Raw genomic sequence first — 12,534 nt, 5'->3', positions numbered from 1 at the left:
GCTTGCTTCCACAGGAGAAATGCGGCGTTATTGAATTAAAGAACCACGCAGTGAGTGCGGTTGCGCGGCGTCGATGCGCACGTCAGCGAACTGGCCGATCAGCGTGGGATTGTCGCAGCGGAAGTTGACGATACGGTTATTCTCGGTGCGGCCTTGCAGCTCGCCCGGGTCTTTCTTCGAATAATCGGTCACCAGGATGCGCTGGATCGATCCGACCATTTGTCGGCTGATTTCGAAACCCTGCTGATTCAAACGGTGTTGCAGCGCGTTCAGGCGTTCTTTCTTCAATTCCTCCGGGGTGTCGTCGGCCAGATCGGCAGCGGGCGTGCCCGGGCGCTGGCTGTAAACGAACGAGTAGGAGAAATCGAAGCCGACATCGGCGATTAATTTCATGGTCTGTTCGAAGTCTTTCTCAGTCTCGCCGGGGAAACCGACGATAAAGTCCGAACTGATGCAGATCCCCGGTACGGCGGCGCGCAATTTGCGCAGCTTGGATTTGTACTCAAGCGCCGTGTGGTTGCGCTTCATCGCCGCGAGAATCCGGTCGGAGCCCGACTGCACAGGCAAGTGCAGGTGCTTGACCAGTTCAGGGACTTCGGCGTGGGCCTGGATCAGGCTGTCGGAGAACTCCAGCGGATGCGACGTGGTGTAGCGGATGCGGTCGATGCCGTCGACGGCGGCGACCACGCGAATCAGCTCGGCCAGATCGGCCAGACGACCGTCGTGGGTCTGGCCGCGATAGCCGTTGACGTTCTGCCCCAGCAGCGTGACTTCACGCACACCGTGTTCGGCGAGGTGAATGATTTCCGCGATCACGTCGTCGAACGGCCGGCTGACTTCTTCGCCACGGGTGTACGGCACCACGCAGAACGTGCAGTACTTGCTGCAACCTTCCATCACCGACACATACGCGCTCGGGCCATCGATGCGCGGCTCGGGCAGGTGATCGAATTTTTCGATTTCCGGGAACGAGACGTCGACCTGCGGCAGCTTGCTGCTGCGCGCGGCGTCGATCATCTCCGGCAAACGGTGCAGGGTCTGCGGGCCGAACACCACGTCGACGTACGGAGCGCGATCGCGGATCGCTGCGCCTTCCTGACTGGCCACGCAACCGCCGACGGCGATGACCATGTCCGGGTTGGCCAGCTTCAGTTCGCGCCAGCGGCCGAGCTGCGAATACACGCGGTCTTGCGCGCGTTCGCGGATCGAGCAGGTGTTGAGCAGAATCACGTCGGCGTCTTCCGCGCGGGCGGTGACTTCCAGGGCCTGATGTTCGCCCAGCAGATCGACCATGCGCGAGCTGTCGTACTCGTTCATCTGGCAACCGTGGGTTTCGATGTAAAGCTTCTTGGCCATGGATTCGGGTCGTCACGTGATTCAAAGAACCGCGCATTATAGGGAACAAGCCGTCAGGTTCCTACCGCTGTGCGTCCGGTGGCTATGCTATAGTTCGCGCCCTCATTTTTACCCCGATGTTGTCCGCCCGCCATGACCAAACGCGAAGCTCCAATCTACAAGGTGATTTTCCTCAACCAGGGCCAGGTGTTCGAAATGTACGCCAAGCAGATCTATCAAAGTGATCTGTGGGGTTTCCTGGAAGTTGAAGAATTCGTCTTTGGCGAGCGCACGCAAATGGTCGTCGATCCGAGCGAAGAAAAGCTCAAGGCGCAGTTCGAAGGCGTGGTGCGCAGTTTTGTGCCGATGCATTCGATCGTGCGCATCGATGAAGTGGAACGTCTGGGCACACCGAAAATCAGCGAAGCCCGTGGCGCGGTCGGCAATGTCATGCCGTTTCCGATGCCGATGCCTGAGAAGTAAGCTTCAAGACCGTGTCGCCCCCATTCGCGAGCAGGCTCGCTCCCACAGTAGATCTCCAGTGTTCAGAAGATCCTCTGTGGGAGCGAGCAGAAAGGTCGGCGCAAAAATCAGGGCAGCGGTGAAAACGGCGTACGCCCATCGGCGCTCTGCAGTTCCATCAGGTATTTGCGGAAAATCTGCCCCAGCACCTGAGTGGCGGTTTCGAGATCTTCGCGGGACATCTTTTCCGAGACTTCGTCAGCCGTGTCCAGCGCCTCTTCGGCCCCGTTGACCGCTGCCATCTTCAGCACGATGTAGGCCTGGATATTGTTGGCCTGCACGCCTTCACCGTGGAAGAACATGCTGCCGAGCTTGAATTGCGCCTGGGCGTGGCCTTGCAGCGAGGCCTTTTCGAAATAGCTCAGGGCTTGATTGAGGTCGCGCGGCGCGTTCTTGCCGTCGTAGTAGAACTCACCCAACTCGTATTGCGCTTGCGCGTCCCCTTCTTCCGCCGCTTTCTGGCAGGCGGCCAATGCCTGCGTGACGTCTTGCGGCTGAGTATTGAGGGTGCAACGACCCATCGCCGGGATCAACAACGAGTTGCCGCCTGCTTGTGCATGCGCGAGCAGGGGCTGAAGGAGCAACAGGCAGCCCAATGCAAGGGTGCGGCCGGTGCGGTTCATGGGAATCGACTTACCTCTGAAGGGCACGCGGACCCGTCGAGGGATCCAATAAGCGCGCATTATGAAATAAGCGAGGCCAACCTTACAAAGTCTTTACTCGTTTTTCTGCTGCGTGGGGAATATATCGCCCGATTCAGGCAGGATTTTCGCAGGCACGTCGGAAAAACCGAGCGAATGTAGGCGATAGCTGACGCTGGCTATAGCCAACGTCAGCGGTACGGCAATTATTTCAATGCGGCGAAGGCGCGCTCGGCGGCGTCCAGCGTCAGTTGCAGCTCGGCCTCGCCGTGGGCGATCGAGGTGAAACCGGCTTCGAAAGCGCTCGGCGCCAGGTACACACCACCTTCCAGCATCAAATGGAAGAAGCGACCGAACATTGCCGCGTCGCTGGCCATCACGTCGTCGAAGGTGACGATGTCGTCGGCGCCGCTGAAATACAGACCGAACATGCCGCCAGCCTGGGTGGTCACGAATGGAATGCCCGCAGCATCGGCGCGCTGTTGCAGGCCGTCGAGCATGCGCGCGGTGTAGTCGGTCAGTTCGGCGTGGAAACCCGGGCGGCTGATCAGGCGCAACGTCGTCAGGCCGGCAGCCATCGCCAGCGGATTACCCGACAAAGTACCGGCCTGATACACCGGGCCCAGCGGGGCGATGCGCTGCATGATCTCGCGCTTGCCACCGAAACAACCCACCGGCATGCCGCCACCGATGATCTTGCCGAACGTGGTCAGGTCCGGCGTCACGCCGTAATGCGCCTGGGCACCGCCGAGGGCGACGCGGAAACCGGTCATCACTTCGTCAAAAATCAGCACCACACCATGTTTGTCGCACAGCGCGCGCAGGCCTTCGAGAAAGCCCGGTGCTGGCGGCACGCAGTTCATGTTGCCGGCGACCGGCTCGACAATGATGCATGCCACGTCTTCGCCCACTTCAGCGAGCATCGTTTCAACTGCGTCGATGTCGTTGAACGGCAGGGTCAGGGTGTGTTTGGCAAATGCCGCTGGCACGCCGGCCGAGCTCGGTACGCCCTGGGTCAGAGCGCCGGAACCGGCCTTGACCAACAGGCTGTCGGAGTGGCCGTGGTAGCAGCCTTCGAATTTGATGATGCTGTCGCGACCGGTGTAACCACGGGCCAGACGAATTGCACTCATGGTCGCTTCGGTGCCGGAGCTGACCATGCGCACCATGTCCATCGACGGCACCAGCGAGCAGACCAGGTCGGCCATCTCGGTTTCCATCGACGTCGGTGCGCCGTAGGACAGACCGTGTTGCAGCTGATTGCGCACCGCGTCGAGCACGTCCGGATGGCTGTGGCCGAGGATCATCGGACCCCACGAACCGACGTAATCGACATAACGTTTGTCATCTTCGTCGGTGACGTAAGCGCCTTCGGCGTGTTTGAAGAACAGCGGGGTGCCGCCGACGCTCTTGAACGCGCGAACCGGCGAGTTGACGCCGCCGGGAATGTGTTTCTGAGCGTTGGCAAACAGGGTTTCGGAACGAGACATGATCGGGCTCTCAAATCAGATTTTCAGAAGTTCGTTGAAGGCGCGGGCGCGGCGGGTCACTTCGGCGCTGCTCTCGGCGCCGAACAAACCGTGGATCACGGCGAGCAGATCGACACCGTGCTCGACCAGCGGCGCGGCGTTATCGAGGGTGATGCCGCCAATCGCGCAGATCGGCAAGTGCAGCGTGCGTTTGGCTTCGTCGAGCAAGTCGAGGCTGCAACTCGGCGCACCGGGTTTGGTGGTGGAATTGAAGAAGCGGCCGAAGGCGACATAGCTCGCACCTTCTTTGGCGGCCTGTTCGGCCAGGGCGATCTGCCCGTGACAGGTCGAACCGATGATCGCTTTCGAGCCGAGCAGGGCGCGGGTCGGCGACAGCGGGCCGTCAGTCTGGCCCAAGTGCACGCCGACATTGAGGCGCGCGGCCAGTTCGGCGTCATCGTTGATGATCAGTTGCGTCTTGTAGCGCTCGCACAAGTTGCGCAGCGCTTCGGCCTCGCGCAGACGGCGGGCCTCGTCGCTGCTCTTGTCGCGGTATTGCAGCAGGGTGACGCCGCCGTCGAGCGCCGCCTCCACGTAAGACAGAAACTTGCCGGCCAGCAACTGGCTGTCGGTGATGGCATACAGGCCACGTAGTTTCATCGGGCAGACCTCACGAGGTTACGAGCAAAAATCCAGCGGCAGGCGACGCGGCACGAATTGGCCTTTGCCCAGTTGTTCGGCATCGCGCAGGGTCCGCCAGGTGTAATCCAGCGCACTGCGCACAGCACTGGCCAGGTGTTCGCCCTGAGCGAGTCGCCCGGCCAAAGCGCTGGCCAGCGTACAACCGGAGCCGTGATAGCTGCCCGGCAGACGCTGGCAGATGAATGTCTCGCGCAGGCCGTCGCGGCTGTACACGCGGTTGTGGATTTCAGTTTCGTCGCCGTGGCCGCCGGTGATCAGCAGGTTTTTGATGAACGGCAGAAGTTTTTCTGCGCACTCGTCGGCCGTACCTTCGGGCAGTTCAGCGAGGATGCGCGCTTCAGGAAGATTGGGGGTGGCAATGATCGACAGCGGCAACAGACGCTCGCGCATCGCGTAGCCGACCTCATCCTTACCCAGGCGTCCGCCGCCGCCGGCACGCAGCACCGGGTCGCAGACCACCGGCAGATGCGGGTGCGCCGAGAGCAGTTCGACGACCGTGTCGACCATCTCCAGCGAGCCGAGCATGCCCAGTTTCACTGCGGCGACTTCGGAGTCGTTGAGCACGGCGTTGGCCTGGGCCAGCACCCACTCACGGTCGAGGACGCGAAAGTCAGTGACGTTGACGGTGTCTTGCACGGTCAGGGCGGTGACGGCCGGAGCCGCATGGCAACCCTGCGCGAGCAAGGCTTCGATATCTGCCTGCAAGCCGGCGCCACCACTGGGGTCGTGGCCGGAGAGACAGAGGACAACGGGGCGGGAGCTGTAGATATTCATGGTGCGCGAGCTTACCACCAAAGCTGATTTTGGGGTGTGGGTGGCAGCGCAAGATCAAAAGATCGCAGCCTTCGGCAGCTCCTGCATCGGACCGCATTCCCCTATAGGACCTGCCGAAGGCTGCGATCTTTTGATCTTCCTGACCAATGCAACAGCTCTAGGCCGCTGCTTTGCCCTGGAACGCCCGTTCTAGAGCCGTTGTAGGAAAAATTTCCATGGTGCTCAATGGCCATCAACGGCTATGCTAGGCTGGATCCAAACAATCACAGGTAATACCGGTTTTACGTCTACTCAAAGGGAATGGGGGGCTTCCTGACACAACCGGACGAGCCACGCTGGGGCTTCAATGCGCTATTTGCTGATGTTGCTGTTCTGCTTGCCACTCATGGCGAGCGCTGTCGAATTCGACGAATTCACCCAGAGCCTGCCGCTGGGCCGATCGCTGCAAGTGTTCGAAGACCCGAGTGGTCAGGCGACCATTGCCGACGTCCGCGCGCAAGATGCCGCCGGCCAGTTCAAAGCCCACGACAAGGCCACGCTCAATGCCGGTTACTCGCGTTCGGCGTTCTGGCTGAAGATCGACCTGCATTACCGCCCGAGCAACCCGGTCGCCCAGCGCACCTGGTTGCTGGAGCTGGCGTATCCGCCGCTTGATCACCTCGACCTTTACTTGCCCGACGCCAGTGGCGACTACCGACTGGTGCGCCAGACCGGCGACGCCTTGCCCTTCGCCAGCCGCGAGATTCGTCAGAACAATTACCTGTTCGACTTGCCATTCAAACCGAATCAGCAGCAGACGCTGTACCTGCGCCTGGCCAGCGAAGGCTCGATCCAGGCGCCAGTGACGCTGTGGTCGAGCACCGCCTACCTCGAAGACCAACCGGTGCGCCTGTATGTGCTCGGCATCATTTATGGCGTGCTGCTGGGGATGCTGGTCTACAACCTGTTCATCTACCTGAGCGTGCGCGACACCAGTTACCTCTATTACATCTTCTACATCGGCTCGTTCGGCCTTTATCAATTGTCGGTGAACGGCGCAGCGGTCGAATATTTCTGGCCGGACAACCCGTGGTGGGCCAACGCCGCGACACCGTTCTTCATCGGTTGCGCCGGACTGTTCGGCAGCCAGTTCGCCCGCAGTTTCCTGCAGACCAAGACCCACAGCCCCTGGCTGGATCGTTTGCTGATCGGCCTGATTGCCTTCAGCGCACTGGTGATCGGCCTGTCGCTGATGACCAGTTACGCCCTGGCCCTGCGCCTGGCGACCACACTGGCGCTGACCTTCACCGTGGTGATCTTTGCCGCCGGGATTCTTGCCTGGTGGCGCGGCCTGCGGGTGGCCCGTTACTTCATCATCGCCTGGTCGGCATTCCTGCTCGGCGGCATCGTCAACACGCTGATGGTGCTGGGCCTGCTGCCCAATGTGTTCCTGACCATGTACGCCAGCCAGATCGGCTCGGCGATCGAGGTTGCGCTGCTGTCGCTGGCGCTGGCCGATCGCATCAACGCCATGCGCGAACAACAGGCGCAGACCTTGTTCGACGCCGGGCAGAAACTCGAAGTGCTCAACCAGCAACTGGCCCACAGCAACAAACTCAAGGACGAATTTCTCGCCACCCTGACCCACGAATTGCGCACGCCGATGAACGGCGTGATTGGTTCGCTGGAGCTGATGCAGACCGTCGACCTCGATCCCGAGCTTGAGCAATATCAACAGACCGCTGCCGGTTCTGCTCGCGACATGATGCGTATGGTCAATGGCATCCTTACCCTCACCGAATTGCAGGCCGGCAAGCTCAAGGCGACGCCGGGCAGTTTCAGCCTGCGCGCAGTGGTCGAGGCGTTGCGCGTGCAGTTCGAAGGTAATGCAGCGAGCAAGTCGCTGGACTTCAAGGTTGAAGTGCTGCCGACCCTGCCGGATCGCCTGCACGGCGACAGCGCGAAACTGGCGCAGTGCCTGGAATGCCTGCTCGACAATGCAATCAAGTTCACCCGCGTCGGCGGCCTGGCGCTGCGCGTTACCGGGCGGCCGTCGACGGATAACCGCATGGCGCTGTCGTTTGCGGTGATCGACACCGGCATCGGTTTCACTGATCTGGGCGAGGCCACGCTGTATCAGCGTTTTTTCCAGCTCGACGGTTCGATGACTCGCGAATACGGCGGCCTGGGGGTGGGTCTGGCGATCTGTCGGCAACTGGTCGAGTTGCTCGGCGGCAAACTCACCCATCGCTCCGAGCCGGGACGCGGCAGCCGCTTCCAGCTTGATGTCGAATTCGAACTGCCGGTGATCGAAGCGCCTGCGCATCAGCCGACTCGCGATTGCACGCGCGCACCGCAGGACTGCACGGTGCTGCTGGTGGACGACAACAGCGTCAACCAATTGGTGATGCGTGGCATGTTGCTCAAGCTCGGTTTCCGCGTACGCAGCGCCGACAACGGCGCCGCTGCGCTGGACTGCCTGCAACGGGAAAGCTTCGATGCGGTGCTGGTCGATTGCCAGTTGCCCAGCCACGAAGGCGCATCGCTGTGCTGCCAGATCCATGCCCTGCCAGGCTGCGCGCACTTGCCGGTGTTCATGCTGGCCTTGAGCGCTGACCGCGAACAATGCGCCCCGGGCGCGGCCATCGACTACCTGCACAAACCGGTGAAATTCGAGGATCTGCAGGCTGCGTTGCAGCGCCGTGTGCTCAGTTGCTGATGGGGTAAAAGCGCCGCAAAAACGGCGCCTATGACACTTTGTTCAAAAAAGCACCAGTGCTTAACTGATGCCATTGCTGAACACGGAGCGCCGTCATGAACCTGCATCAGTTCGCCGAAACCCACGAAGTCACCAATCAGCCGCCGTCGCTGGACGGCACCAACCTGTACCGCATCGACCTGCCGTTACAGGAGTGGTCGCGGCGTTTTGGCGCCGGTTGGGCCGAGTCGCGCATAGATGCCTATGGCGCACTGGCGGGCGGGCCGCTGATGGAGGCGGGGTTTCTCGCCAACCAGAACAAACCGGTATTTGCCAGCCATGATCGCTACGGTCACCGCATCGATCTGGTCGAATTTCACCCGGCCTACCACGAGCTGATGCGCACGGCGATCGAGCATGGCCTGACCTCGCTGCCGTGGGCGCACCCGCGGGATGGTGCGCATGTTGCCCGCGCTTCGATGACCTATCTGCATAGCCAGGCCGAGGCCGGCAGCGGTTGCCCGTTGACCATGACCTTCGCCAGCGTGCCGGCCCTGCGCTTGCAGCCGGACCTGGCCGAACAGTGGCTGCCGAAAGTCCTCGCCACCGAATACGATCCGCGCAACGTCGGCATGGCCCACAAGGCCGGGGTGACCATCGGCATGGCGATGACCGAGAAGCAGGGCGGCACCGATGTCCGCGCCAACACCACCAAGGCTTACCCGGTCGGCGCCAGCGGCCCCGGTCAGGCGTATGAATTGGTCGGCCACAAGTGGTTCTGCTCGGCGCCGATGTGCGACGCCTTCCTTACGTTGGCGCAAACCGACAAGGGCTTGAGTTGCTTCCTGCTGCCGCGCCATCGCCCGGACGACACGCGCAATCAGTTCTATATCCAGCGTCTTAAAAACAAACTCGGCAACCAGTCCAACGCCTCCAGCGAAGTGGAATTTCGTGGCGCGCTGGCCTGGATGATCGGTGAAGAAGGGCGTGGCGTGCCGACCATTATCGAGATGGTGGCGATGACCCGTTTCGATTGCATGGTCGGCTCCAGCTCGCTGATGCGCCAGGCGCTGACCCAGGCCAGCCATCACTGCGCGCACCGCAAGGTCGGCGGCAAATTGCTCAGCGAGCAGCCGCTGATGCAAAACGTGCTGGCCGATCTGGCCCTGGAAAGCGAAGCGGCGCTGGCCCTGAGTCTGCGCATGGGCAAGGCGCTGGATCATCTGGATGATCGCCACGAAGCGCAGTTCGCGCGGCTGGTGACGGCGGTGGGCAAATACTGGATCTGCAAACGTGCGCCAGGAATGATCAACGAAGCCGCCGAATGCATGGGCGGCGCCGGCTACGTTGAAGACAGCATCCTGCCGCGCCTGTATCGCGAGGCGCCGGTGAACTCGACGTGGGAAGGTTCGGGGAATGTGCAATGTCTCGACGTGCTGCGCGCTCTTTCGAAGGAGCCGGGCGTGCTCGACGTGCTGTTCAGCGAATTGGGCGATGGCCATGGCGACAAGCGTCTGGCCGCGCATATCCAGCAATTGCAGGCGCGGTTCAAGGACACCAGTGATATTCAGTATCGGGCGCGGCAACTGACCGAAGACATTGCCCTTGGATTGCAGGCCAAACTGTTGCTGGAGGCTGGCAACTCAGTAGTCAGTGATGCCTTCATTGCCAGCCGCCTCGGCAGCGGTGGCCGCGTCTATGGTGCGCTGCCGCGTGGGCTGGACGTCGAAGCCATCGTCGCCCGCTCGACGCCACAGCTTTTCTGACCCACCTCAAATCCCCCCCCTTTGGGAGCGAGCCTGCTCGCGAAAGCGGTGTGTCAGTCGACATCTTTATTGGATGATCCACCGCATTCGCGAGCAGGCTCGCTCCCACAGGGGACATCATTGGTCTGCAGATTTAAGTGTCGCCACAACGCCACTGTTCCCGTGCGTCCACGATGCAGGCAAGATGAAGCCCTGCAAGTCAGAACACAGGAAGCTGATCGTGACCGAAGCGTTTATTGTCGTTCAAACCGCCGAACAAGCCGTGGATCGTCTGGCCGAGCTGCATGAGCGGGCCACCACTGCGCTGAATTCAGCCCTCAAGCGTTACCTCAAGGATCGCGTCGAGCCCGACGCCGAACAGCGTGCTCTGTTTCGTTATCCCGAACTGCGTCTGACCTACCACTGCCAGGGCGAAGTGCCGCAGACCACCCGCGCTTACGCCAAGGTGCAGTTGCCGGGCACTTACAGCGTCACCGTCACCCACCCGGCGGCGTTTCGCAAATACCTGCTCGAACAGCTGACGCCGTTGATGCACGACTTCACCGTGACCGTGGAAGTCGGCGTCAGCCAGCAGAACATTCCGTATCCGTACGTGGTCGAGCAGGGCGATGAACTGGCCGGTTCCGGCGTCACTGCGGCGGTGCTGGCGCGGGTGTTCCCGAGCACGGATCTGTCCGCCGCCACCGATGGCATCGCCGACGGTCTCTACGACTGGGAAAATACCGATCCGCTGCCGCTGGCCTTGTTCGACGCCGCGCGCGTGGACTTCTCCCTGCGCCGTCTGGTGCATTACACCGGCAGTGACTGGCGCCATGTGCAGCCGTGGATTCTGCTGACCAACTATCATCGCTACGTCGACCAGTTCATCGTTCATGGCCTGGAGCAACTGCGCAACGACCCGCGTTTCGTGCGCATGGTCCTGCCGGGCAACGTGATCATCGAGAAGAGCATGGACCACGGCGAAGCCTCGGCGATTGCCGCCGGTGTGGTCTGGCACCGTTACCAGATGCCGGCGTATCACCTGATTGCCAGCGATGGCCACGGCGTGACGCTGGTCAACATCGGTGTCGGCCCGTCCAACGCCAAGAACATCACCGATCACCTGGCCGTGCTGCGTCCGCATTGCTGGCTGATGATCGGCCACTGCGGCGGCCTGCGTCAGTCGCAGACCATCGGCGACTACGTGCTGGCCCACGCCTACATGCGCCGCGACGGCATTCTTGATCGTGTGGTGCCGCCGAATATTCCGATCCCGGCTCTGGCCGAAGTGCAGCTTGCGCTGCAGCAGGCGGCGGCGAATGTCACTGGCGAGAAGGGCGACGATCTGAAGAAGCGCCTGCGCACCGGCACGGTTCTGACCTATGACGACCGTAACTGGGAACTGCGCTGGGCTCAGGAACGGCCACTCATCAACTTGTCCCGCGCGGTGGCGGTGGACATGGAAAGCGGCACGATCGCCGCGCAAGGTTATCGCCTGCGGGTGCCTTACGGCACGTTGCTCTGTGTTTCGGACAAGCCGCTGCACAGCGAAATCAAACTGCCGGGCTCGGCCAACGCCTTCTACGAACGCGCGGTCAGCCAGCATTTGAAAATCGGCATTGAAGCGGTGGATCTGCTGCGCACCGAACTCAACTCGCTGCACTCGCGCAAACTGCGCAGCTTCGACGAGCCGCCGTTCCGTTAACGGTTAGTCGTGGTCATTTGGTGGTCGGGGCACTAGCATTGTCAGCCCTGACCGCTAAATGTTTTCTCTCTTATGTCCCGTCCCTCGCGTCCACCTTCCAGCCGCCCCGGCGCGAAGCCTCAGTCTTCTACCCCGCGCCGCGTCGCCAAGGCTCCACCGGCCGAGCCGAAGTTGATCCTGTTCAACAAACCCTTCGATGTGCTGACGCAGTTCAGCGACGGTGAAGGGCGGGCGACGCTCAAGGATTACATCGATGTGCCGGGAATTTACCCCGCCGGACGTCTGGATCGCGACAGCGAAGGTTTGTTGCTGCTGACCAATGACGGCCAGTTGCAGGCGCGCATCGCCGATCCGAAACACAAATTGGCGAAGACCTATTGGGTGCAGGTGGAAGGCGAGCCGACGGCCGAGCAGTTGCAGCGCCTGCGTGATGGTGTCGAGCTGAATGACGGCATGACCCTGCCCGCCAAAGCGCGGCAACTGGCTGAACCGCAGTTGTGGCCGCGCAATCCGCCGGTACGCTTTCGCGCGACCATACCGACTTCATGGCTGGAACTGGTGATTCGCGAAGGGCGTAACCGTCAGGTGCGGCGCATGACGGCGGCGGTCGGGTTGCCGACGTTGCGGCTGGTGCGGGTCAGGATAGGCGACTGGACCCTTGAAGGGCTCGATCAGGGCCAGTGGCGGGAAGTGCCGGCGCGCTTATAAGGCGCCGGATTCGATCAGGCCGATCACCACACTCTTGATGATGAATGCGGCCACACCCAGGCCCAGCACGAAAAACAGAATGAACGAGCCGAACCGCCCCGCCTTGGACTTCTTCGCCAGATCCCAGACGATGAAACCCATGAAAATGATCAGGATGCTGACCAGACCGGTCATCATCCACTCTTCAAATACGGCTGGATCCATTGGGTTTCTCCGGCATGGGCGCGGCTAAAAGGGCGCGGCGAGTATACGCCAA

Annotated in this window: 11 protein-coding genes; 5 read left to right on the top strand and 6 right to left on the bottom strand. The window is 61.6% G+C overall.

Going from position 1 to position 12,534, the window contains the following annotated elements; all coding sequences use genetic code 11:
• Positions 1-27: 27 nt before the first annotated feature.
• Positions 28-1,356, bottom strand: coding sequence for a tRNA (N6-isopentenyl adenosine(37)-C2)-methylthiotransferase MiaB (miaB, locus tag AB4N53_RS16085; RefSeq protein WP_460121655.1), 1,329 nt, complete (start codon positions 1,354-1,356; stop codon positions 28-30).
• 132 nt (positions 1,357-1,488) lie between these two features.
• Here miaB and AB4N53_RS16080 point away from each other — a divergent pair, with 132 nt between their 5' ends.
• On the top strand, positions 1,489-1,818 hold the full coding sequence (locus AB4N53_RS16080) for a DUF1820 family protein (RefSeq protein WP_016773045.1): 330 nt from the start codon (positions 1,489-1,491) through the stop codon (positions 1,816-1,818).
• Positions 1,819-1,925: 107 nt separating this feature from the next.
• On the opposite strand, the gene AB4N53_RS16075 is transcribed toward AB4N53_RS16080, so the two are convergent.
• From AB4N53_RS16075 to AB4N53_RS16060, 4 genes are all read right to left on the bottom strand, one after another.
• Complete coding sequence (locus AB4N53_RS16075; protein ID WP_460121653.1) at positions 1,926-2,480, bottom strand: tetratricopeptide repeat protein; 555 nt, start codon at positions 2,478-2,480, stop codon at positions 1,926-1,928.
• Positions 2,481-2,704: 224 nt separating this feature from the next.
• Positions 2,705-3,988, bottom strand: coding sequence for a glutamate-1-semialdehyde 2,1-aminomutase (gene hemL, locus AB4N53_RS16070; protein ID WP_460121651.1), 1,284 nt, complete (start codon positions 3,986-3,988; stop codon positions 2,705-2,707).
• Between the two features lie 15 nt (positions 3,989-4,003).
• The gene (thiE, locus tag AB4N53_RS16065; protein WP_076564266.1) at positions 4,004-4,627 is read right to left on the bottom strand and encodes a thiamine phosphate synthase; all 624 of its coding nucleotides are present in this window, start codon (positions 4,625-4,627) and stop codon (positions 4,004-4,006) included.
• 18 nt (positions 4,628-4,645) lie between these two features.
• Entirely contained in the window at positions 4,646-5,443 is a 798-nt protein-coding gene (locus AB4N53_RS16060) for a hydroxymethylpyrimidine/phosphomethylpyrimidine kinase (protein ID WP_129999758.1), read from the bottom strand.
• A gap of 346 nt (positions 5,444-5,789) precedes the next feature.
• Between AB4N53_RS16060 and AB4N53_RS16055 the strand changes: the two genes are divergently transcribed.
• From AB4N53_RS16055 to AB4N53_RS16040, 4 genes are all read left to right on the top strand, one after another.
• Positions 5,790-8,141 (top strand): 7TM diverse intracellular signaling domain-containing protein, encoded by a 2,352-nt coding sequence (locus AB4N53_RS16055; RefSeq protein WP_460121648.1) that lies wholly within the window; start codon positions 5,790-5,792, stop codon positions 8,139-8,141.
• Positions 8,142-8,236: 95 nt separating this feature from the next.
• Positions 8,237-9,886 (top strand): acyl-CoA dehydrogenase family protein, encoded by a 1,650-nt coding sequence (locus tag AB4N53_RS16050; protein WP_460121646.1) that lies wholly within the window; start codon positions 8,237-8,239, stop codon positions 9,884-9,886.
• 184 nt (positions 9,887-10,070) lie between these two features.
• Positions 10,071-11,570 carry an AMP nucleosidase gene (gene amn, locus AB4N53_RS16045; RefSeq protein WP_200890480.1) on the top strand — a complete coding sequence of 500 codons (1,500 nt, stop codon included), beginning with the start codon at positions 10,071-10,073 and terminating at the stop codon, positions 11,568-11,570.
• Positions 11,571-11,642: 72 nt separating this feature from the next.
• Positions 11,643-12,278, top strand: a complete 636-nt coding sequence (locus AB4N53_RS16040; RefSeq protein ID WP_460121644.1) for a pseudouridine synthase — start codon at positions 11,643-11,645, stop codon at positions 12,276-12,278.
• Here the strand turns inward: AB4N53_RS16040 and AB4N53_RS16035 are convergent.
• Complete coding sequence (locus AB4N53_RS16035) at positions 12,273-12,482, bottom strand: DUF2788 domain-containing protein (RefSeq protein WP_003228500.1); 210 nt, start codon at positions 12,480-12,482, stop codon at positions 12,273-12,275. The two genes, AB4N53_RS16040 and AB4N53_RS16035, sit on opposite strands and share 6 nt — an antisense overlap.
• Positions 12,483-12,534: the final 52 nt, after the last annotated feature.

It is taken from the genome of Pseudomonas sp. H3_E04 (assembly GCF_054668915.1).
Note: the sequence above shows the minus strand (reverse complement) of the source record. Positions and strands in the feature narration are given on the sequence as shown.

What these genes read in the sequence shown, in the direction of transcription:
- miaB (WP_460121655.1), bottom strand. Translation starts at nt 1,356, where the DNA reads ATGGCCAAGAAGCTTTACATCGAAACCCACGGTTGCCAGATGAACGAG.
- AB4N53_RS16080 (WP_016773045.1), top strand. Translation starts at nt 1,489, where the DNA reads ATGACCAAACGCGAAGCTCCAATCTACAAGGTGATTTTCCTCAACCAG.
- AB4N53_RS16075 (WP_460121653.1), bottom strand. Translation starts at nt 2,480, where the DNA reads ATGAACCGCACCGGCCGCACCCTTGCATTGGGCTGCCTGTTGCTCCTT.
- hemL (WP_460121651.1), bottom strand. Translation starts at nt 3,988, where the DNA reads ATGTCTCGTTCCGAAACCCTGTTTGCCAACGCTCAGAAACACATTCCC.
- thiE (WP_076564266.1), bottom strand. Translation starts at nt 4,627, where the DNA reads ATGAAACTACGTGGCCTGTATGCCATCACCGACAGCCAGTTGCTGGCC.
- AB4N53_RS16060 (WP_129999758.1), bottom strand. Translation starts at nt 5,443, where the DNA reads ATGAATATCTACAGCTCCCGCCCCGTTGTCCTCTGTCTCTCCGGCCAC.
- AB4N53_RS16055 (WP_460121648.1), top strand. Translation starts at nt 5,790, where the DNA reads ATGCGCTATTTGCTGATGTTGCTGTTCTGCTTGCCACTCATGGCGAGC.
- AB4N53_RS16050 (WP_460121646.1), top strand. Translation starts at nt 8,237, where the DNA reads ATGAACCTGCATCAGTTCGCCGAAACCCACGAAGTCACCAATCAGCCG.
- amn (WP_200890480.1), top strand. Translation starts at nt 10,071, where the DNA reads ATGAAGCCCTGCAAGTCAGAACACAGGAAGCTGATCGTGACCGAAGCG.
- AB4N53_RS16040 (WP_460121644.1), top strand. Translation starts at nt 11,643, where the DNA reads ATGTCCCGTCCCTCGCGTCCACCTTCCAGCCGCCCCGGCGCGAAGCCT.
- AB4N53_RS16035 (WP_003228500.1), bottom strand. Translation starts at nt 12,482, where the DNA reads ATGGATCCAGCCGTATTTGAAGAGTGGATGATGACCGGTCTGGTCAGC.